The organism is Amycolatopsis sp. PS_44_ISF1, assembly GCF_032335455.1.
Classification (GTDB): Bacteria; Actinomycetota; Actinomycetes; order Mycobacteriales; family Pseudonocardiaceae; genus Amycolatopsis.
The window spans coordinates 862703-884610 of sequence record NZ_JANUXO010000002.1 but is presented as its reverse complement, the minus strand read 5'-3'; the positions used below and the strand labels follow the sequence as shown (position 1 = coordinate 884610).

Here is a 21908-nt window from a genome sequence, read left to right as displayed (position 1 = left end):
CCGGGCCTGTCAGTCCGCTGCCGGGGCGGCGGCTCGGGCTCCTCCGTGGCCGGACGAGACGATGGCCGATTGCGCACGGGTGAGGGCGGCTCGGTGCCGGTCGAGCCGCTGCGCGGAGCCGGGCGGGTCGGGGGCGAGGGAGCGGAGCGCGGGCGAGGCGTTCGCCCAGGCGGTGGCGGTGGCGATGGTGAGGGCGAGGAGGTCGACGGCGTCGCTGGGGGAGGTGATGCCGCCGGCGGCCTGGGCCTCGGCGACAGCGGCCACTTTCGGGCGGTAGGCCTCGATCTCCGCCGGGCTGGGCTCGGGCCGCTCCAGCTGGGCCCAGGTGGTCAGCCGGAGGACGTGCGGGTGGGTGCGCAGGTGGTCGAACAGGCGCACGGCGTACCCGGGCAGGTCGTCCGCGGTGAACGGGACCTCGGCGGCCATGTCGGCGAGGGCTTTCGCGACGACGAGGTCGAACAGCTCGTCCTTGTTGCCGAAGTGGACGTAGAGGGACCGCTTGTTCGCCGCCGCGGACTCGGCGATCCGGTCGACCCGCGCACCGGCCAGCCCGTGCTGCGCGAACTCCCGCAGCGCCGCTTCCAGGATGCGGGCCTTGGTCGCGGTCGCGTCGGGCGGCATGGACCGATGCTACCAGGAAGGTAACCACATGGTTATTGACGTCCGGCCGCGCCTTCGTCTACGTTCGTAACCAACCGGATAGATTCGAACGCGGCCCGGAGATCCTCCTGGGCCGCGGGACGGGAGGCCGAGGATGAAGGCGATCGTGATGACGGGGGCGAACGAGCCCTGGCAGGTTCGGGAGGTGGCGACCCCGGCGGCGGAGCCGGGTCAGGTGCTGGTGAAGGTGCACGCGTCCGGTATGTGCTACACCGACGTGTGGGCCACGCAGGGCGCTGGCGGGGACATCTACCCCCAGACCCCCGGCCACGAGGTCGTCGGGGAGATCGTCGAAGTGGGCGCGGGCGTGCACGGGCGGGAGGTGGGGGACCGCGTCGGCACCACTTGGGTGCAGCAGGCGTGTGGTCGCTGTGACTACTGCCGCCGGTACCGGCCGCTGACCGGCCAGACCGCGATGAACTGCGCTGCGCCGCGCACCACTGGATTCTCGGCTCAGGGCGGGCACGCGGAGTACATCGCGATCGCGGCCGGCGGCACGGTGCTGCTGCCCGACGGGCTGGATTACGTCGATGCGGCCCCGATGATGTGCGCCGGCTACACCACGTGGAGCGGTCTGCGCGACGCCGGTCTGCAACCGGGGGAGAAGGTCGCCGTCATCGGCATCGGCGGGCTGGGGCACATGGCTCTGCAGCTGGCGAAGGCCTCCGGTTTCGAGACCGTCGCGATCACGCACTCGCCCGACAAGCGTGATCTGGCCAAGGAGCTGGGCGCCGACCACGTCGTCGCCGACGGCGAGGAACTGGCCGAACTGGGCGGGGTGGATGTCCTGCTGGTCACCACCAACGCCTTCGACGCGGCGGAAGCGGCGATGGCCGGCCTGCGGCCCGACGGGCGGGTGGTGCTGAGCGGGCTGGACTTCACCCGGCCGTTCTCCCTCTCCTCGGAGGGGGTGCCGTTCCCCATGATGCGCCAGCGGGTGATCGGCTCCACCCACGGCGGTCAGCAGTACCTGGGCGAGGTCCTCGATTTCGCCGCGAAGGGCAAGGTCAAGCCGATCACCGAGACCTTCACCCTCGACCGGGCCACCGAAGCCTACGACCGGCTCTCCACCGGCAAGATGCGCTTCCGCGGCGTGTTCACCCCGCACCTCGCCTGACCGCCGGCCCGCGATCCCGAGGCGGCCGGGAACCGGCAGGCTCTTGGCGGGCCTCGGTTCCCGACGTGCGCGGGGCCGGAATCTGGCACGATGCCGGAGGGGAGCCCCGGCATGGGAGGTATCGGCGTGACCGAGGGGTGGAAGTTCAGGCAGGCGGTGCCCGGTGATGCCGAGTGGCTGGCGGATCTGAAAGCCGCGGCCATGCGCCCGGATCTCGAACGGCTCGGCTACTGGGACGCGTCGTGGGCGCGGGCCCGGTTCCTGACGTCATTCGTGCCCGCGAACACCCAGGTGATCGTCCACGACGGCGTCGACGCCGGGTGCATCGCGATCCGGACGGAGCCGGACGCGTGGTGGCTGGAGCACTTCTACCTGGCCTCTTCGGTACAAGGACACGGTGTCGGTGGCAGCGTTCTCGCCGCCACGCTGGCCCGGTGTGGTCCCGATCGGCCGATACGGCTGTCCATGAACCGGGGCAGCCGCGTCCGCCCGCTGTACGAACGCCACGGTTTTCGCCATGTGGACAACGATCCGAACGGCGTGGACCTGATCTTCGAGCGCGACACGACGGAGAGCCGGTCATGAGCAGGCCGCGCAACTCCGCACCGACCGGCGGCCCACGAGCGCACGGCCCGGCGTCTGCCGCCCGGTGTCCTGGACGCACGTCACGGCCCGCCCGAGTGGGTTCCTGCGGGCGGGCCGTTGTGCTGTTCGGGTGGCCGCAGCGCGGCCCCGGGTGCCGGCAGGGGCCGCCGGATCAGCAGTTTCCGAGTTGTTTGCGGGCGAGGATCTTCGGGTCGAGGACCATGAAGTCGGGCAGCGTCGGTGCTGCACCGGTGCACAGCACGGAGCCTTCTTCGGGATCGGTGAACACGGTGACGGCGTAGTTGTCGCCGTGCCAGAGGTACTGGCCGGACGACTGCCGCACGCACGTCGAGCTGCCGACGGCCCAGTCGCTGCGGATGGTGCCGCGGTAGAGGCCGTAGAAGCCGGGCGCGTTGAAGTTCCAGGTGACGGCCTGCTGCTCGGTGTCGGTGGTGGTCACCGAGGTGGACACGGCGTGGTTGTAGGTGGCCGAGACCGAGGCCGACGCGGAGACGAACAGCTTGAAGCCGACGGTGGACGAGACCGAGCCCCCGGTGGTGTTGGTGACGGTTTTGTTCACCGTGTTCACGCGGGTCAGGGTCGTGGTCCGCGTGGTCGTGGTCCCCGGGGCGACGTTGATGGCGGTGAAGTCGGTCAGCACGGCGTGGGTTTCCTGGCCGTTGAGCTCCCAGAAGGTCTGCCCGGCCTCGGAGGCCTGGCACTCCAGTCCGGGCAGCCCGATCGAACCCGGGGGACCGAACACGATGGTGTCGTCGGCGTGGGCGGGGGCCACTGCCGCAGCAGTGGCGGTGAGCGCGAGGGCGAGCGAAGCAACCAGCGCTCGGACAGGACGGGTCATGCCGACCACCGTGCAACATCCACGGAATATGTGGTAGAGGTAAAATTATCCTACCGGAGCGGTAATACGGCCTTCGCAGGCGCGAAGGGCCGCGAGACACGAGGCCGTGACCCGCGCGTCCGCCGGAACGCCGAAACCGCCGTCCGGCTGTCGCTGCGCACGCAGGTGAGCCACCGCCGCCGCGATCGTCGGGCCCCGCAGGTCGCCGCGAATCGCCGCCAGCAAGAGCGTGGCGGTTCACTCCGGGGAGTGGACACCATGCCTCTTCGCAGGCGCCGAGCTGGGAATCGACGCGGGCATGTTGAGCTTCTGGGCCAATGACGAACAGCGTCGGATCGGTTGCGTCGGCAGGTCACCCCACGCACGTTCGAGGTGAAGGCGACGGTGGTCGATCCGCCGGCCTCGTTCCCGCCGGATCTGGCCGAATGAGAGTGCGATCAGGCTCGGCTGGGCGCGGTGTGGTTTACCGATATCACGGACCTTACGGGCGGTGAGGGTGACAGGTTCCTGTGTGCGATCCGGGACGGGCGCTCTCGGAAAGTGTTAGACGAAACCGGGATTGCTGGGACAACATCCCGGCGGAGTCGTTCTGGTCGACGTTCAAAATGAGCACTACTACCAACACGTGGGCACCGTCGAAGACGGAACTCGTGGCCGCGGTTGACCAGTGGATCCGTTTCTACAACAGTAAGCGAAGGCACTCCGCGATCGGGATGCGCAGTCCCGACGACTACGAGAAGTCACTGCCTACAGCCGCCTGAACCGTGTAAGCCCCCGTCCGCCATTCGGGGGTGAACTTCGGAGACTTCCGGCCTGGCGATCGACGGCGACCTGGAGGCGGGTTTCTTCCGCATCATCGAAACAGCCGGCGGGGGTGTCCGCTGAGCCGCAGCGTCATCCGCCGCCCCGAGTTGGGCCCGTTGCGTTTCCTCCGCGCAACCGGCCCATCGGAGGTCGATCCCGTTTCATACAACCGTACCTCAGGCGCCATCGAGACCGGTCTCAGGCATGCGCCGAAGCTCATCTAGGCGGAGGGGTTCGAAACGTCCTCGAACTCGGAAAGTGGTTTCGAATGATATCCGAATTTGGCTGCTTTCGTTTCGATCCGTTTGAAATCCGCTTGCGGGAACGGCCGTGGGTAGCCCGTGATCATGCCGCTGGCATCGACGGTCGTCGCCCGGACGCGCCGCAGGGCGGCTGCGAAGGCGACCGTGAAGTCGGCGAGCGCAAGATGGCCACAGATCAGGGGCTTCCCCCGCTCGGCGCTCCAGATCTCGGAGAAATCACTTCCTTCGGGATGGCGGAACTGGTGAACCGCCAAGCTGAGCCCGCCGCCGGGGTCCGCGACGAGGTCGATGAAATGTCCTTCCTGCACTGGACCCTGCCACCGGCAGCTGACCGACTCGGTCCCGTCGAGCAGGATGTTCACGCACCTGACCAGTTCCGAGACCCTGTCGTTCGCCCAGTGGTTCTTGATGCTCACCGTTCGGCCGTCGAGCCCCAAGGCGAGCGTGCACCAGCCGTGAGAGAATTCCATCTTCAGATCGAATTCGGCCATGTCGTGATCCTCCTCGTAGTCGACGTGGCTGCCGATGCTGATCAGCGTAGTCCCCAGGTGGGATCGGACGAACACGTGGGGCCGGCGATTTTTGACCGCCGGCCCCACGTTGAACGCAGCAATGCTCAGCAATTCATCTGTCGGCAGGAATCCCGAGATCAGTGCGGATAGGTCGCCCAGTTGTTGCCGTCGCTGGTGTGCATAGTGATGCGCTTGGCCGAGTTGCCCGGGTTTGCGCCCACCGGCCCACCCAGCCCGACGATGTTGTTCATGCACCGGTCGACGTGTACGTCGTCGGCGCCGTGTTCGTCGATCGGGTGACTGCTGTCGATACGCAGAATTCCCTTCGTCGGGTCCCCGCACTTGAGGTTGATACCTCCGTAGGAGTTCACAATGTCAGCAGGCCCTGAAATTCTTTGCAGACAAGCGCTGGCCGACGTGTGCCGTCGCTCGACGCTTTGGGCGCCGAAACGCCGGTATGGTGAACGGCATACAGGTCGTGCGGGCGCTGTGCCGCTGGCCAGGAGATCCGATTATTCTTTCGGGACGGGTGGTGGTTCTCCGGAAATGTCCTTTGCGGACTCAGTTTCAGCTGGACCTGGTCGGACCACTTGACTCCTTCGCGCAGCGTCTCCAGCTTTGCGCCGAGATCCAGGCGGGCCTTGATGGCGTCATCCGGCGCTTCTGAAATCGGACGCCCAGGTCGGCTGGTACGCGGCGGGTTCGGGGTCAGAGGTAGGTCGCTCCCCGTGAACCCCGGACTGGCCAAGTCCGAGACGGGGTGGGGTGGTGAGCAGGACGGAGTGGCACACCTGGCGCTCCACCGGTTCGGTGATCGAGTCGCTCGCCGCCGCTGTCGCGCGGGGAACCGGTGGTGGAGCGGAGGGCAGCAGGTCAACGCACCGGGGACGGGGGAACTCGTGGGTATCAGGTCACAGCAGGCGCGGACTGGAGATGGGGTGATGCCCCCGGCTGTGTCGGCGTGCCGCCTGCCGAAAGATGGGGGTGTCATACCCATGTGTTTTCGCCCGCCCTCGACGATGCTCGGCCGGACCCTGCTCATGAGCTGGAAGGGAGCGATCCATGACTGCGCTCGCGCTGGTGACAGCCGGTCCCCGCTCACCCACCCCGATCGCCGTCCAGGTGACCGCGGGCGACCCGCTGCTGCAGGCGGGCGTGGAGAACTGCCTGAACGACTATCCGGAGCTGATGGTCGTCAATTCGCCGGTCCCGGGCTCCGTTGCGCTTCTCGTGACCGAAACAGTCGACGAATTCGCAGTGTCCTCTGCCGCCTCGACGCATCCGGTCGTGCTGGTCACCACGGTCTTCGACGCCGCCACTGCCGACCGGGCCAGGGCGGCCGGCGCTGCTGTCGTTGTTCCTCGCCATGAGGCTTCTCCGCCTCAGCTGGTGTCTGCGGTGATGTCGGCTTCCCGGTCGATCGTGCCGCCGGCTTTGGATGCTCGGGAGCGGGCTGTGCTCTCTTTGCTGGCTGACGGCCATGAGACGGCCGAGGTCGCTCGGCGGCTTGCTTACTCCGTGCGCACGGTCACCGGAATCGTCCACGACATCACGCTGCGGTTTCACCTGCGGAATCGAGCACACGCTGTGGCGCACGCTCTGCGAGAAGGGTTGATCTGAGTGCATTGTGACAGGCCTTGCGAGGCGGATGACCTCGGCGCCGACACTTGGCGTAGCGGCCGGCAACTATGAAGGTGGAGGATGCAACGCGTCCAGGTAACTGCGGCCCAAACGTCCCCGGAAAGGTCGTGCCATCTGTCATCAGACGACGAGGCAGGCGGTGAGACGAGTCCTACCTGCCCCTGCCCCTGCCCCTGCCTCTGCCCGGGAACGGATCCGTGGAGCCGGTCTCGCCGGACGAGACGCGGGCGGATCCCGTCGGCTCGCGCTGTCCTGTGGTACTTGCCGTGAGCGCGGTCAACCGGGCTCGGGCTGCTTCCGAGCCTCGCGAGCGGTCCTGGCCTGCGAGAATCGATCACCGGCTCCCACCGGTCCAGCGTCGCCCACCACGAGGCAACATGAATCGTGGTGATGACCGGTTCGACGGCGGAGGCTCGAAATCAGCTCTGGCAGGAACTCTAAGCCAGTCCCGACCTCACGGCGAACGCCGCGGCATGAGTCCGGTTGCGCAAGCGTAAACGGGTCATTATGTCGTGAATGGTGTTCTTCACCGTGTGGGGGGAGCACTTCAGCTGGCGGGCTATGTCCGCATTGCCGTAGCCGTCGGCGACCAGACGGAGCAGGTGGATTTCGCGGGTCGTCAGCGGGGCTGGGGTGATCGCGGTGGGCGCCTCGTCCAGGGGACGGTTCAGCTCACCTTGTAGCCGGGGACCAGGACCGGTGGCGGCGGCGTTGATGATTGTGGCCAGGCGGTCCGGTCGCGCGTCGCCGGTGCGGAGGATGGCCGAGACGCCGGCTCGGAAAGCCTGGTAGATCGCCGAGGGGGACACCGCGTCGGCCACGACCACGACCCGGCCCGGGTTACGGGTGCGACGGCACAGTTCCAGCGCCTCCTCGACGGTGGCGGCCGCGGCCACCACCACGAGGACGGGCGGGTTGGCCGACACGCGGCACCGCAGGTTCGTTCGGCGGACCGGGTCTTCGGCGAGCACGTGAACGGTGGGCATGGATCGAAAATAGGTGGGTTCGGGTCGGTGCACAGTGGGTGCGCGCCCCCATATTCTTTCAGTGCGCCTGGGGTAGCTGTGTGGTGCGAAGGGTGGGGGACTCGGCCGCGGCGGTGACGATCCGGACGTACCAGCCGGCCAGCGCCGCAGCGGTTTCGGCGGTGAACAGGTCGGCCGCGTAGTGCAGTTCGCCCTCGGCGCCGCGGAGCGACACACGGATGTCGAACGGATCGCCGCACTGGCCCGCCGAGTGCGGCGTGGCCGTCACCCCCGGCAGGGCGACCCGGCCGGTCAGCGGCTGCAGCGACTGGAACGCCACCTGCACCACCGGGTTGCGCGACAGGTCACGCGGAGGCCGCATCGCCGTCACCACCTGGTCGAACGGGACCTCTTGGTGCCGGATGCCGTCCGTCGCGGCCATGCGGACCGTCGACAGCAGGTCCTCGAACGTAGGGTCCGTGCCCACCCGCACGCGCAAGGGCAGGGTGTTCACGAACAACCCGACGATGGCCTCCACCTCGACTGCCGGCCGGTTCGCGGCGAACGTGCCGATCACGACATCGTCGGCCGGCGCGGCCTTCGAGAGCAGTGCGGCGAAGGCGGCGAGGCAGGTCATGAACGGCGTCGCCCCGACAGCGCGGGAAGTCACCCCTATCGCGTGCACGGTCGACGGCGGTAGCGTGAACGACGTCGTGCCGCGGTTGTCCGACTGGCGGGCCGGGCGCGGGTGGTCGGCCGGCAGTTCCAGCACCGGCGGCGCACCCGCCAGCTCCCGGCGCCAGTGGTCCAGCTCGTCCGCGAGCAGGCCACCCGACAGCCAGTCCCGTTGCCAAGCCGCGTAATCCACGTACCGCACCGGCAGCGGCGCCAGCTCGGCTTCAGTGTGCGTGACCTGGGCGCGGTAGAACTCGCTGAGATCGCGCCAGAACGCCGTCATCGATTGCTCGTCCGACACGATGTGATGCATCACGACCAGCAGGACGTGGTCGTCGGGACCCAGCGGCCGCACCGCGACGCGCAACGGCGGGTCGCGATCCAGTGCGAATGAGCGACCGATCACCACGTCGAGATCCGCCACCTCTTCGACCACGACGGAGGGCTCGCCGATCACCTGGTGCGGTACCCCACGCGACGACTGGAAGGTCGTCCGCAGCGTCTCGTGCCGGGCCACTGTGCTCGTCACCGCGGTCTGCAGCACGTCGAGGTCCAGCGGGCCAAGCAGCCGGTACGCCTCGTACATGTTGTACGCGATGCTGTCCGGGGCGAGCTGATGGGCGAACCACAGCCGCTGTTGCGCGAACGACAAGGCAAAACCGTCGGCAGTGGAGGAACTCATGAGCCGATCCGCGTGATCGGAGGCGGGCCGGCGGGCGCAGCCGCGACGAGCTGGGCCATCCGTTCCACGGTGACTGCCTCCAGCAGGTCGGCGGCCGACACGTGCCCGCCGAACCGCTGCCGCACCCGCGCGCAGATCCGTGCCGCCGCCAGGGATTGCCCGCCGAGCTCGAGGAACGGGTCCCGGATGCCGACCGGCGCGATCTCGAGCACCTGCTCCCAGACCTCGACCAGCGTGGCCTCCGTCGCTGACCGGGCAGACGCGTACGCGACGCGCAGCTCGGGGCGGGTGCCGCCCGGTGCGGGCAGCGCGGCTCGATCGGTCTTGCCACTGGGGGTCAGCGGCAGCTTCGGCAGGATCAGGAACAACGCGGGCACCATGTGCTCGGGCAGCTGCCCGGCGAGGTGGGCCCGCAACGACGCCACGTCCGCAGGCCCGACGGGCACCACATGAGCGACCAGCCGTGGTTCCAGGTCGCCGGGCCGGTGAACGGTCACGGCCGCCGCGTGCACGGCCGGGTGGCCGCACAGCACCGACTCGACCTCGCCCAGTTCGACGCGGTGGCCGCGGATTTTCACCTGGTGGTCGAGCCGGCCCAGGTAGTCGATCGTGCCGTCGGGACGCCACCGAGCCCGGTCGCCCGTGCGGTAGAGGCGGTCGCCGTCGCCGAACGGGTTCGGCACGAAGCGATCGGCGGTCAGCCCGGGCCGCCCCAGGTAACCGCGGGCCAGCTGCACACCCGAGATGCACAGCTCACCCTCGGGTACCGGGTCCAGGTCCGCGTCGACGATCCGGACGCAGGTGTTCGCGATCGGCCGGCCGATCGTCACGGGCTCACCGGGCAGGCATCGGATCGCGGTGACGTCCACCGACGCCTCGGTCGGCCCGTACAGGTTGTGCACCTCGCAGCCGATGCGTCCGGCCGCGTCGGCCACCAAGCCGGCTGTCAGGGCTTCGCCGGAGCACAGGAGCCGCCGCAGTGAGGGGAGCGCGCCGACGGGCTCCGCCAGGAACGTCCGCAGCATCGACGGTACGAAGTGGATCGTGGTGATCCCCTCCGCCGCGATCACCGAAGCCAGGTACGCCGGATCGCGGTGCCCGCCCGGCCGCGCCACGACCAGCGCCGCGCCGGTGATCAGCGGCCAGAAGAACTCCCACACGGACACGTCGAACGAGTACGGCGTTTTCTGCAGTACGCGGTCGTCGGCGCCGAGACCGTACTCGTCCTGCATCCACCGCAGCCGGTTCACGATGCCGCGGTGGTCGATCACCACACCCTTGGGCCGTCCGGTCGACCCCGACGTGTAGATGACATACGCGGGATGTGCCGGCAGCACCGGCACCGCCGGGTCGTGGTCCGGCCCGTCCAGCGACGCGAACGTCGCGGAGGTGATCACGGTCTCCGCCCGGGAGTCCGCACGCATGTAGCGGATCCGCGGCAACGGGTAGTCCGGGTCCAGCGGGAGATACGCGCCACCCGTCTTGTGGATCGCCAGCAGCGCGACCACCAGCTCCACGCCTCGCTCCAGGGAGACGCCGATCACCGACTCCGGGCCGGCACCGAGTCCGATCAGGTGGTGCGCGAGCTGGTTCGCGCGCCGGTCGAGCGTGGCGTAGCTGACCGAGGTTCCGGCACAGCGCACGGCTACCGCGGTGGGAGTGCGGGCCACCTGCTGCCGGAAGAGCTCCGTGAGCGTGGTCATGACCGCGGTTCCGGGGGCATCTCCGAGGGCAGGAACGGCACCTGGACGCCCAGCTGCCGGCGGACCGCCTCGCGGCGCACGAAATCGGCCAGCGCGAGGTCGAGCACGCCCAGCCCGAACGGCGAGAACAGAGTCAGCAGGTCCTCGCGGCGCGGAGAGCGCGCACCGGGCACCAGCAGGTCACCGAGGGCCGCGGTGACGAAGCGGCGGTCGCCGGTCTCCTGTTCGGCGAGGTGCAGCGACGTCGACGCGCGGCACACGTGATCCGCGTCGTCCACGACGTTCACCGCCGACAGCACAACCGTGGGCAGGAAGTCGCGCAGCGACAAGTGCAACACGAGCGTGCCCGGCCGCAGGTGCTCGCCGGTCAGGTACGGCACGGTCGCCGTGGTGGCGAAGGACACCAGCGTGTGGGCGCCGAGTCCGTCCTGGATCCGCGTCGCCACGGCGACCTTGAGGCGCGGCCAGCTGACCGTCGCCCGCGCGGCGAATGCGGCGGCACGCGCCTCGTCGAGGTCGAACAGCGTCACGGAGTCGATCGCGGGCAGTGCGGCCAGCAAGAACCGCAGCACCTCGAAGTTGATCACACCGCAGCCGACCAGCGACACACCGGTGTCCGGGGTGGTGCCCGTCAGCGTCGACGCGGCGACCGCAGCGCTCGCCGCGGTGCGCCGAGCGGAGATCGTCGACGCCTCGACCAGGGCCTCCGGGTGCCCGGTGGTCATCGAGTTCAGGACCATCGCCGCGGAGGCGCGATCCAGGCCGTTGCCGATGTTGCCGGGGAACGAGGAGATCCACTTCACGCCGGCCACCGGTGCCTCGTCGTCGAGGTACGCGGGCAGCCCGATGATGCGGTTGCGCCGGTCGTCGGGGAAGTTCAGGAACACCGAGTGCGGCACCGCGGTCCGCCCTCGGGCGTGCAGCGAGTACGCCCGCCGTACCGTGTCCAGCACGGCAGCGTCGGCGCCGTCGAGCACGCGCCGCACATCGTGGGCACCCAGGATCAGCATGCCGCAGCCCCCATCATCGGTTCGGGTTCCTTCCACAGGTGGGCGACGTCGCCGAAGTTGCCGGTCACCCAGTCGTCGTCGTAGATCGTGTCCAGGTAGCGCTCACCGCGGTCGGGGAAGATCAGCGCGCAGGTCGCGCCGGCCGGAACGCGGTCGCGCATGCCCTCCAGCGCGGCGACGACAGCGCCGGACGAGCCGCCGGCGAGGATCGCCTCGCGGGTCGCGATCCGCCGGCACGCGAGCACGCAGTCGAGGTCATCGACGTGCACGACTTCGTCGGCGAGACCAGCGCGCAAGAGCTTCGGCGGTTCCGCCGCGCCGTGCCCGGGGATCAGCCGCCGCGCGGTCGGCGGCGAGAAGATCGCACTGCCCGCCGCGTCCACCGCGACGATCGTCACCGGCAGTTCGTGTGCGCGCACGTACTCCGCACAGCCACGCAGCGTTCCGCAGGAGCTGGTGGCGCAGAACAGGAAGTCGAGCTCGTCGGGCAGGTCGTCGACGATCTCGCGCATGGTCGTGCGGTGCGCGAGCGGGTTGAGCGGGTTCGCGTACTGGTCCGGGCAATAGGCGTGTGGCAGCAGCGCGACCAGCTCCCGCACCCGCGCCTTGCGCACCGGCAAGTACTCGCCGGTGACCGGGTCGGTGCCGGTGACGACCTCGACCTCGGCGCCGAACGCGCGCATGATCGCGATGTTCTGTGAGTTGGTGCGCGGGTCGGCGACGCAGACGAAGCGGATCCCGTGGTAGGCGCACACCTGGGCGAGTCCGATACCGAGGTTGCCCGAGCTCGACTCGACGACCACTGACCGCCCGGGCACGAGTCGCCCGTCGCGGATGCGGCCGAGCAGCATGCCGAGCGCTGAACGGTCCTTGATCGAACCTCCCGGGTTGTGCGCCTCTAGCTTCGCGAAGGCCCGGAACGGACTGTCGCGAAAGAGCGTGGTGAGCTCGACGAGCGGGGTGCCGCCGATCGTGCCGAGCACACCGTCAGCGTGCGACACGGTCACCCCGCGTGGTCCTGGTGCCGGGCACCGGTTCGGCCGGGTCGGAGGTGCAGCCGATCGGCTGGTTCTCGGCGTCGACCATGACCACCTTGGGCACGAGGGACTTCGCGTCGGCGTCGCTGACTCCGGTGTAGCTGATGATGATCACGAGGTCTCCGGGGGAGATGAGCCGGGCGGCGGCGCCGTTGATGCCGATGACCCCGCTGCCCCGGTCACCGGTGATCACATAGGTCTCCAGCCGCGCGCCGTTGTCGATGTCGACGATGGTGACCTGCTCGCCGGCCAGCAGGTCGGCGGCGTCCATCAGGTCCTCATCGATCGTCAGCGACCCCACGTAGTGCAGGTCGGCCTGGGTCACCGTCGCCCGGTGGATCTTGGACTTGAGCATCGTGCGGAACACGGTTGTGCCTCCTGGTTTGTCGCACGGATCGGGACAGGGTTGCGGCGGTGGCCAGCAGGACCATCCAGCCGGTGAAGACGAGCGCCGCGGCGTCGGAGCCGAGCCGGTCCAGGGTGTAGCCGCCGATGAGGGAACCGAGTGGGACCGCGCCGAACGCGAGGACGCCGACCGCTCCGAGCACCCGGCCCTGCAGATGGTCAGGGGTGATCTCGAGCTGGTGGCTCGTGACGGCGACATTCCACAACGGACCGACGAACCACATGCCCGCGTAAGCGGCACCCAGCGCGTACACGTTGCCGGTGGCGACGATGACGACCATCAGGACCGCCCACAGCCAGTTCGCGCCGATGACGATCGTCGCGAGGTCGAACCGGCGCCGGCACCGGTCGGCGGCGAGCGAGCCGAGCAAGCCCGCGCCACCGGCGACGCCGAACAGCACGCCGATCCAGGCGGGCGACGCGCCGAGGTCGCCCGCCATCACGACCACGATCAGGAACATGGCGCGGAACAGCAGGTTGCTGCCCGCGATGAGAAAGGTGGCCGTGCGCAGGAATTCGTTGCGCCACAACCAGCGGATGCCGTCGAGGACGTGGCGCTCCTCGTGCTCCGGCTTCCCGGTCTGGAAGTCCCTGCGGATGAACAGGAGCGTCACGAGCGAGACCACGTAGGTCAGCGCGTCCAGCACGAACGGCACGGCCCGGCCGAGGCCGAACAGGATGCCGCCCAGCGGTGTGCCCAGCATCGTCGCCCCGCGTTCGCGGGCTTCGTTGCGGGACAAGGCCGCCGAGACCTGGCTCTTGTGCACGACGTGGGGAACGGCCGCGCCCGCCGCCAGCTCGTGGGTGACCGACACGGTGCCCTCGACGAAGCCCACCACGAGGATGTGCGGCAGGTACAGCCGGTTGACGGCGAGCGCGAGCACGATGGTCGTGAGGGCCGCGGCGCGGATCGCGTCGCACCAGATCATCACGGTCCGACGGTCCCACCGGTCGACCAGCGCCGAGGCGGGGATCTGCAACAACAGCATCGGGAGCAGGGCCACGAAGCCCACCACGCCCGCGTCCGCGGCGGAGCCCGTGGTCGCCAGCACCAGCAGCGGGTACGCCACCGTGGACGCGGTCGAGCCGAGGACGGACACCGCGGATCCGGACCACAGCAGGAGGAAGTCGCGGTTCTTGCGCAGTGGCGTGATCTCCGGCTCCCGGGTCGCGGTCATCGGGCACTCCCGCGTCGCCGGGCAGACAGGGCCGGCACCCCGGACTCGGCCGTTTTCGGGTAGCCGGGCAGCGCCGCGGCCAGCCCGGCCACGGTGCCGTGGTCGAAGAGCGCGCGGACCGGGACGTCCACGCCCTGCGTGGCCCGCAGCCGGACTGCGACCCGGGTCGCGAGCAGCGAGTGGCCGCCCAGCCGGAAGAAGTTGTCGTGGACGCCCACCCGCTCCCGGCCCAGTACCTCGCACCAGGCGGCGGCGACGGCCTCCTCGACGGGCGTGCGCGGGCCCTCGGCCGTGACCTCGCTGCTCGCGTCGGGCGCGGGCAGCGCCTTGCGGTCGACCTTGCCGGTGGGGGTCAGCGGGAACTCGGCCATCGACACGAACGCGGACGGGACCATGTAGTCGGGCAGCACCCGCAGCAACCGGTCGTGCAGGCCGGCCGGCGCCTCCGGTACGACGTAGGCCACCAGCTGGTCCGCGACGACCTGTACCACGGCCGCGCGCACCGCCTCGTGCGCCAGCAGCGCCGCCTCGATCTCACCCGGCTCGATGCGGTGGCCGCGGATCTTCACCTGGTCGTCGGCGCGGCCGAGGATCTCCAGCGAGCCGTCCGGCCGCCGTCGCGCCAGATCGCCCGTGCGGTAGAGGCGGTCGCCACCGCCGAAGGGGTTCGGCACGAACGCGGCCGCGGTCGACTCGGGCCGGTTGCGGTAGCCCCAGGCGAGGCCCGTGCCGCCGAGGCAGACCTCGCCGACCACCCCGAGCGGCACCGGCTCGAGCCGTTCGCCCAGCAGGTGCACGACCGAGTTGAGGTCGGCGGTCCATTCGGCGACCGCGCCGGTCGCGTCGAGCCTGGCCATAGTGGCCCACACGGTCGTCTCGGTCGGGCCGTAGAGGTCCCACACCGTCGCGCCGCCTTCGGCGAGACGCCGGGCCAGTGAGCCGGGCAGCTTCTCCCCACCGGACAGGACCTTCAGGCCTGCCCGCGGCACCCAGCCGGAGTCCAGCAGCATCCGCAGCGTCACCGGCGTCGCCTGCAGCACCTGCGGGCCGGCCGCGTCGATCAGCGCCGTCATCCGATGGGGGTCGCGGGCCTGCTCGTCGTCGGCCAGCACCACGTGGGCGCCGGTCACCAGCGGCAGGAACAGCTCGATCACCGAGGGGTCGAACGAGATGGTCGTCAGGCCCATGATCGCCTGACCCGCGGCCAGGCCCGGCCGGGCGGCCATGGCGGCCAGGTGGTTGGCGAGGCCGCGGTGGTGGATCAGCACGCCTTTCGGGGTGCCGGTCGAGCCGGACGTGTAGATGACATACGCGAGGTCGTCCAACGTCCAGGTCACCGGTACCGGATCGGCCGGCCCGGTGGCTGCGGCGAGCAGTGCCTGGTCCAGGATCACCGTCGCACCGGCGTCGGCCAGCATGAACTCGACGCGCCTCGCCGGGTAGGCGGGGTCGAGCGGCACGTACGCGCCACCCGCCTTCAGCACCGCGAGGAAGGCCACGACCAGGTCGGGCCCGCGGTCGAGCCGGACGCCCACCCGCGTGCCCGGACCCACGCCCAGGCCACGCAGGTGGCGGGCGACCTGATTGGTCCGCGCATCCAGCTCGGCATAGGTCAGGGAGCCCGCGTCCGACACCACCGCGGGCGCGGCCGGGTTCCGGGCCACGTGGTCCGCGAACAGCTCCGGCACAGTTCGCTCCGGGAGCGGCGCCGCGTGGTCGTTCCACCGCTCCAGCAACGCTGACCGCTCGGCTTCGGGCAGACGGCACGCGCGCGGGTCGCTGCCGGCGCCTACCGAGGCGAGCACGTGCCGGTAGGCCGCCGCGAGCAGGTCCAGGCGCTTGGCGTCGATCCGTTCACTTTCCAGTACCAGGACACCGGGCTCGGTCGAGACCGAGAGCCCGAACTCGTTCGGCGTGGTGTCCTCGATGCCGTCGAGACCGATGCTTTCACCGGCCAGCACGTGCATGTCGGTGTGGTTGAAGAACACGTCGACCAGCGGCGCGCCCCCACCCCATTCGCGCTGCATGGCGGGCAGCGGGAAGTGGCGGTGCGGCCAGAGCGCGACCTCCTCGGCGAAGACCACCCGGGCCAGCGCCGCCCACGTCGGCTGCTCGAGGTCGACCCCGAAGGGCACGGTGTTGAGGAACATGCCACGGACCTGGTCACCGCCGTCGAGCTCTGGCCGGCCATTGCAGACGAGCCCGGTGTGGAACCGGCGTCTGCCACTGACCAGGCTCAGCACCGTCAGGTGAGCGGCCAGCAGGACGCTCTTCAGCGGCACGTCGGCCTCGGTCGCCACCGCGCGCAGGCCCGGTGTCAGGTCGGCCGTGTCGACTCGGACAGCACGCCACTCGGGCTTGGCGGGGGCCCATGTCTGCGGGATGGCCAGTGGCTCCCCGGCGACTCGCGACGCCCAGAAGTCGCGGTCCGCGCCGGAAGCGAGGGAGGCCTGCTCGAGCGCGACCGAGTCGGCGAACCGGACCGCGGGCGGCGGCTCGGGCGTGGGTTCGCCTCCGTCACGGATGGCCCGGTAGTAGCCGAGCAGCTCCGGCACCAGTGAGTTCTGGCTCCAGCCGTCGAGGATCGGATGGCAGTACACGATGGACAGCTGCCAGCCGTGGCCGTCGAGTGGCTCCGCGTGCAGAGCCAGCAGCGAGGGCGTGTGCAGTTCCGGCGTCGCCGGCCCGAACCGGATCTCCGCCTCCGCGTGCACGAGTTGCAGCGGCCGGCTGTAGGCGTCCAGGTCGATCGAGGTGCGCAGGATCTCGTGCCGCCGGGCCAGGAGCTGCGCCGCGGCGACCAGCGCGGGCACCGAAAGCGGGGCGTCGTCGTGGATCGGGTAACTCAGCCGGTTCAGGTAGCGGCCTCGGCCCGTCTGCATTTCGTAGACCATGCCTGCTTGCACCATCGACAGCGGGTACGCGTCGACGACGTCCCCGGGGAGCTCGTCCCGGTCGGCTGCGTCGATCAGCTCGAACGGGGCCGGGCGGTGGTCGGCCGTGGTGCGCGGGGTGACGGCGGCGGCCAGCCCGGCTACGGTCTGGTGCCGGAACACGTCCTGCACGGAGATGTCGAGGCCGTCCTGGCGGAGCCGGCCGACCACGCGGATGGCGCGCATGGAGTCCCCGCCGATGCGGAAGAATCTTTCGTGCACACCGACTTCGGTGGTACCGATGGCCTCGGCCATGGCCCGGGCGATCCGCTGCTCCACCGGCGTGCGTGGCGCGACGCTGCCGGTCGCGGGCCGGTGCGCACCGGGTGTGGGTAGTGCGGTGCGGTTGATTTTGCCGTTGGTGGTGAGGGGGAGGGTGTGGAGGGTGGTCCAGTGGGTGGGGATCATGGTGTCGGGGAGGTGGGTGTGGAGGTAGTGTCGGAGGGTGTCGGGGTTGAGGTGTGCTGGGGTGATGTAGGCGGCGAGTTGTCCGTTGTGGATGGTGATGGCGGCGGTGGTGATGTCGGGGTGCTGGGTGAGGACTGTCTCGATTTCGCCGGGTTCGATGCGTTGGCCGCGGATTTTGATTTGGTGGTCGAGGCGGCCGAGGTAGTCGATGGTGCCGTCGTGGCGGTAGCGGGCGAGGTCGCCGGTGCGGTAGAGCCGGTCGCCGGGGGTGTGGTGCGGGTTGGGGATGAATTGTTGTGCGGTCAGGGCGGGCTGGTTGAGGTAGCCGCGGGCGAGTTGGATGCCTGCGAGCATCAGCTCGCCTGGTACTCCTATCGGCACGGGGCGCAGGTCGGGGTCGAGTATGTAGGTGCGGGTGTTGGCGATGGGGCGGCCGATGGTGACGGGGTGGCCGGGGTGGCATTCGGTCGCGGTGACGTCGACGGCGGCTTCGGTCGGGCCGTAGAGGTTGTGCAGGGGGCAGTGCAGGCGCTCGTGCACCGCGGTGACGAGGTCTGCGGTCAGTGCTTCGCCGGAGCAGATCATCCGGCGCAGCGAGGGGAAGTGATCGACGGGCTCGGTGAGGAACGCCCGGAGCATGGAGGGGACGAAGTGGACGGTCGTGATGTCCTCGTGGGTCATGAGGTCGGCGAGGTAGGCGGGATCGCGGTGCCCGCCCGGTGCGGCGAGGACCAGGGTGGCGCCGGTGATCAGCGGCCAGAAGAATTCCCACACCGACACGTCGAAGGTGTAGGGCGTTTTCTGCAGCACCCGGTCGGTGCCGTCGAGGCCGTACTCGGCCTGCATCCACCGCAGCCGGTTCATGATCGCGCGGTGGTCTATCACCACGCCTTTGGGCCGTCCGGTGGAGCCGGAGGTGTAGATGACGTAGGCGGGGTGCCCGGGCAGTACCGTGACCCCGGGGTCGGTGACCGGCCCGTCCAGCGTGGTGAACGTTTCCGCCGTCACGATCGTGCGTGCGCCGGAGTCGGTGAGCAGGTACTGGATCCGGTCCCGCGGATGGCCGGGATCGATCGGCAGGTACGCCGCACCCGCCTTGTGGATGCCCACCAGCGCCACGACCAGCTCGAGGCTGCGCTCGAGCGAGACACCGACGATGTCCTCCGGTCCGACACCGAGACCGATCAGATGATGAGCCAGCCGGTTCGCCCGCCGGTCCAGCTCCGCGTACGTCAGGCCCGCGCCCCCGAACCGGACCGCCACCCGCTCCGGGGTCCGCGCGGCCTGCTGCCCCACCACCTCCGGCAACACACCCCCCGGAAACGACACCACCGTCCCATTCCACCCCACCAGCTGCTGGTTCTCCTGCTCGGTCAGCAGCTCCAGGCGGGCCGTATCGGAGAGGAGCCGGAGGTAGTGGCCGCCGGCGCGTTCGGCGGTCGCGCGGTCGAACAACGCGGTCGCGTACTCGACGACACCCGCGATGCTTCCATCCGGCTGCTCGGTCAGGTAGAGCGTGAGGTCGAACTTGGCGGAGTGCCAGTCGACCGGGACCGCGGTGCCCGTGAGCGCGCCACTGGTGAAGTCGGCGCGGTCGGTGTTCTGTAGCACGAACATCGCGCTGATCAACGGGTTCCGGGACGGGTCGCGGTCCACGGCGAGGTCGTCGACGATGCGGTCGAACGGGGTGTCCTGGTGCGCGAGCGCGGCGAGCGTGGTCTCGCGGACCTGCGCCAGCAGCTCGGGGAACGACGGGTCATCGGTCAGGTCGGCCCGCAGCACGACCGTGTTGACGAAGCAGCCGAGCACCTCGTGGGTCTCGGGCCGGGCACGACCGGCGACCGGTGTGCCCACGGCGATGTCGGTCTGACCGGAGTACCGGGAAAGCAGCACCTGGAAAGCGGCCAGCAGCACCATGAACGGCGTCGCCCGGTGCGCCCTGGCCAGCTCGCGAACCCGGCCAGCGACGGGCGCGGGGATGGTGAAGCGCGTAGTCGCGCCGCGCGGGTCGAGCACCGGCGGGCGTGGGCGGTCGGTGGGCAAGTCCAGCGGCGTGAGCCCGGCGAGCCGGTCGCGCCAGTAGTCCAGGCCGTGCGCCTGGTCCCGTTGCCACGCGGCGAAGTCGGCGTACTGGACCGCGGGCGCGGGCAGGCTGCCGGGTGCGGTGCAGAGGGCGCCGAGCTCGCGGGCCAGCACCGCGGCGGACTGGCCGTCGAACGCGATGTGGTGGATGACCAGCAGGAGGACGTGCTCGTGCGGCCCGGTCGCGAGCAGCGTCCAGCGGACGGGAGCGTCGGCGGCGAGGTCGAACGGGGTGGTGGTGAGGTCCCGGACGATGGTGTCGAAGGATTTCGGATCGACACTCACCGCGTCCCGGAGGTCGACCGGGGCCGGGGGCAGGACGACCTGTGCGGGTTCGCCCGCCTCCGTCGTGTAGCGGGTGCGCAGGATCTCGTGGCGCGCGGTTATCTCGGTGAGCGCGCGGCGCAGCGCAGACACGTCCAGGGGCCCGGACAGGCGCCACGCGAACGGCATCACGTACTCGGTGGCACCGGGGCGAAGCTGGTCCAGGAACCACAGCTGTCTCTGGGAGGACGACAAAGGCAGTGTGTGGTTCCTGGGGACGGTGGGGATCTCGGCCTGCTTCGGCGCGGGATTCGCGCCGGACAGCAGCCGGTCCAGCAGTTCCTGCCTGCGGGACTCAGTCGTGGTCATCGGTCGGACCCCTCGGCCAGCATAGTGTCCACATCGGACTCGGACAGGGTGGCCACGTGCGCGGCCACCGCCTCGTGCACCGTCGCGGCGAGCGTCGCGACGGTCGGACGCTCGAACAGCGCGGTCACCGGCAGATCGACCGGGAAGCGCTCGCCGAGCAAGGCGACCACCCGCGTGACCAGCAGCGAGTGGCCGCCACGGTCGAAGAAGTCGTCCTGCCGGCCTATCCGGTCCACACCCAGGACCTCGGCCAGCACCTCGGCGATGACCTCCTCGACCGGCCCGGTGGGCGGCTCGTAGGTCACTTCCTCCCACTCGGGCGCATCGGTGGGCAATGCCTCGCGGTCGGCTTTGCCGCTGGCCGTCACCGGTACCGTCTCGAGTGCGTGCCAGCGGGCCGGGACCATGTACTCGGGCAGCGACCGGGACAGGAACTCGCGTAGCTCCGCCACCGGCGGCCGGGTGCCGCGCGGCACCAGGTGCGCGGCCAGCTCTCCGGACCTGAACGTCACGACCGCCGCCGCGAGCGCCGGATGGGCCGCCAGCGCGGCCTCGATCTCGCCCGGCTCCACCCGGTTGCCGCGCACCTTCACCTGGTCGTCGAGCCTGCCGAGGTAGGTGATCAGCCCATCGGTGCCGCGCCGGGCCAGGTCACCAGTGTGGTAGAGGCGGTCGCCCGAGCCGAAAGGGTTCGGCACGAAACGCTCGGCCGTCAGCGCGGGCCGGTTGAGATAGCCGTGGGCCAGCTGGATCCCGCCGAGCAGCAGCTCGCCGGACTCGCCGTCCGGCACCTCTCGCAGCGAGCTGTCCACGATGTGGCAGGTCACGCCGGGCAGTGGCGAGCCGATGGTCACCGGTTCACCCGGCCCGCACTCCGCGGCGGTGACCTCGATCGACGCCTCGGTCGGACCGTAGAGGTTGTGCACCGGCAGCGACAACCGCGTGTGGACGGCATCGACCAGGTCTGCGGTCAGCGCCTCGCCGCTGCAGAACAGGTACCGCACCGACGGCAGGGCCTCGAACGGTTCGGCCAGCAGTTGCCGCAGCATCGATGGCACGAAGTGGATGCTCGTGATCCCCTCGGTGCGGATCAGCGATGTCAGGTAGGCCGGCTCCCGGTGCCCGCCCGGCCGCGCCATCACCAGGGTGGCGCCGGCGGCCAGGGGGCAGAACAGTTCGGGTACCGAGACGTCGAAGCTGAACGGCGTCTTCTGCAGCACGCGGTCCGCCGCCGTCAGCGGGTACCGGTCCAGTCCGAACCGCAGCCGGTTCACCACACCGCGGTGACCGACCACGACGCCCTTGGGCCTGCCGGTGGACCCGGACGTGTACATCACGTACGCGGGATCGTCCGGTGAACCGGCCGGCCCCAGGTCCTCGGCCGGACCGCCGGCCGGGAACCGGGTCAGCACCGGTACGTCCCCGAAGGACGTGCCGGGCGCGGCGAGCACGAGCGAGGCGCCCGAGTCGGACAGCATGAACGCCAGCCGTTCCTCGGGCAGTCCCGGGTCGAGCGGCAGGTAGGCGGCGCCCGCCTTCAGCACCGCGAGCAGCGCCACCACCAGGTCGACCCCGCGGTTCAGGCTCACGCCGATCACGGCACCCGGGCGGGCGCCCCGCCCGCGCAGGTCCGCGGCGAGGCGGTTCGCCGCCGCGTTCAGGTCCGCGTAGGACGCCGAAGCGCCATCGGCGGTCACCGCCCGCGCCCGCGGGGTCCGTCGGACCTGCGCCTCGACCAGCTCGTGCACCCGCATGG

The 21908-nt window shown here is 70.2% G+C and carries 16 protein-coding genes; 4 read left to right on the top strand and 12 right to left on the bottom strand.

Annotation, left to right across the window (positions count from 1 at the left end):
* Positions 1-9: 9 nt before the first annotated feature.
* Complete coding sequence (locus tag NYF13_RS18785; protein ID WP_315658449.1) at positions 10-621, bottom strand: TetR family transcriptional regulator; 612 nt, start codon at positions 619-621, stop codon at positions 10-12.
* Between the two features lie 133 nt (positions 622-754).
* Here NYF13_RS18785 and NYF13_RS18780 point away from each other — a divergent pair, with 133 nt between their 5' ends.
* Positions 755-1777, top strand: coding sequence for an alcohol dehydrogenase catalytic domain-containing protein (locus NYF13_RS18780; RefSeq protein ID WP_315658447.1), 1023 nt, complete (start codon positions 755-757; stop codon positions 1775-1777).
* 111 nt (positions 1778-1888) lie between these two features.
* Entirely contained in the window at positions 1889-2362 is a 474-nt protein-coding gene (locus tag NYF13_RS18775; protein WP_315658446.1) for a GNAT family N-acetyltransferase, read from the top strand.
* Positions 2363-2534: 172 nt separating this feature from the next.
* Here the strand turns inward: NYF13_RS18775 and NYF13_RS18770 are convergent, their stop codons facing one another.
* A complete protein-coding gene (locus NYF13_RS18770) occupies positions 2535-3221 on the bottom strand; it encodes a hypothetical protein (RefSeq protein WP_315658445.1) in 687 nt (228 codons plus the stop codon).
* Between the two features lie 509 nt (positions 3222-3730).
* Between NYF13_RS18770 and NYF13_RS36750 the strand changes: the two genes are divergently transcribed.
* Positions 3731-3982, top strand: coding sequence for an integrase core domain-containing protein (locus NYF13_RS36750; protein WP_396287617.1), 252 nt, complete (start codon positions 3731-3733; stop codon positions 3980-3982).
* A gap of 263 nt (positions 3983-4245) precedes the next feature.
* On the opposite strand, the gene NYF13_RS18765 is transcribed toward NYF13_RS36750, so the two are convergent.
* Entirely contained in the window at positions 4246-5055 is an 810-nt protein-coding gene (locus NYF13_RS18765) for a hypothetical protein (RefSeq protein ID WP_315658443.1), read from the bottom strand.
* A gap of 807 nt (positions 5056-5862) precedes the next feature.
* Here NYF13_RS18765 and NYF13_RS18760 point away from each other — a divergent pair.
* Complete coding sequence (locus tag NYF13_RS18760) at positions 5863-6420, top strand: LuxR C-terminal-related transcriptional regulator (RefSeq protein WP_315658442.1); 558 nt, start codon at positions 5863-5865, stop codon at positions 6418-6420.
* A gap of 458 nt (positions 6421-6878) precedes the next feature.
* Here NYF13_RS18760 and NYF13_RS18755 read toward each other — a convergent pair whose 3' ends face one another.
* Genes NYF13_RS18755 through NYF13_RS18715 form a run of 9 tightly spaced genes read right to left on the bottom strand, consistent with a single transcriptional unit; the run spans position 6879 to position 21906 of the window.
* Positions 6879-7427 (bottom strand): response regulator transcription factor, encoded by a 549-nt coding sequence (locus NYF13_RS18755; RefSeq protein WP_315658440.1) that lies wholly within the window; start codon positions 7425-7427, stop codon positions 6879-6881.
* 58 nt (positions 7428-7485) lie between these two features.
* The gene (locus NYF13_RS18750) at positions 7486-8763 is read right to left on the bottom strand and encodes a condensation domain-containing protein (RefSeq protein ID WP_315658439.1); all 1278 of its coding nucleotides are present in this window, start codon (positions 8761-8763) and stop codon (positions 7486-7488) included.
* Positions 8760-10466 (bottom strand): amino acid adenylation domain-containing protein, encoded by a 1707-nt coding sequence (locus NYF13_RS18745; protein WP_315658438.1) that lies wholly within the window; start codon positions 10464-10466, stop codon positions 8760-8762. Before NYF13_RS18745 ends, NYF13_RS18750 begins: the two co-directional genes overlap by 4 nt.
* Positions 10463-11476: a 2,3-diaminopropionate biosynthesis protein SbnB gene (gene sbnB / locus NYF13_RS18740; protein ID WP_315658437.1), complete on the bottom strand. Its 1014-nt coding sequence runs from the start codon at positions 11474-11476 to the stop codon at positions 10463-10465. The genes NYF13_RS18745 and sbnB overlap by 4 nt, the downstream gene beginning before the upstream one ends.
* Positions 11470-12477 carry a 2,3-diaminopropionate biosynthesis protein SbnA gene (gene sbnA / locus NYF13_RS18735; protein WP_315658436.1) on the bottom strand — a complete coding sequence of 336 codons (1008 nt, stop codon included), beginning with the start codon at positions 12475-12477 and terminating at the stop codon, positions 11470-11472. Before sbnA ends, sbnB begins: the two co-directional genes overlap by 7 nt.
* A complete protein-coding gene (gene panD, locus NYF13_RS18730) occupies positions 12464-12880 on the bottom strand; it encodes an aspartate 1-decarboxylase (RefSeq protein WP_396287616.1) in 417 nt (138 codons plus the stop codon). Before panD ends, sbnA begins: the two co-directional genes overlap by 14 nt.
* Positions 12792-14096 (bottom strand): MFS transporter, encoded by a 1305-nt coding sequence (locus NYF13_RS18725; RefSeq protein WP_315658434.1) that lies wholly within the window; start codon positions 14094-14096, stop codon positions 12792-12794. Before NYF13_RS18725 ends, panD begins: the two co-directional genes overlap by 89 nt.
* Positions 14093-20152: a non-ribosomal peptide synthetase gene (locus tag NYF13_RS18720; protein WP_315658433.1), complete on the bottom strand. Its 6060-nt coding sequence runs from the start codon at positions 20150-20152 to the stop codon at positions 14093-14095. Before NYF13_RS18720 ends, NYF13_RS18725 begins: the two co-directional genes overlap by 4 nt.
* Entirely contained in the window at positions 20149-21906 is a 1758-nt protein-coding gene (locus NYF13_RS18715; protein ID WP_315658431.1) for a non-ribosomal peptide synthetase, read from the bottom strand. Before NYF13_RS18715 ends, NYF13_RS18720 begins: the two co-directional genes overlap by 4 nt.
* Positions 21907-21908: the final 2 nt, after the last annotated feature.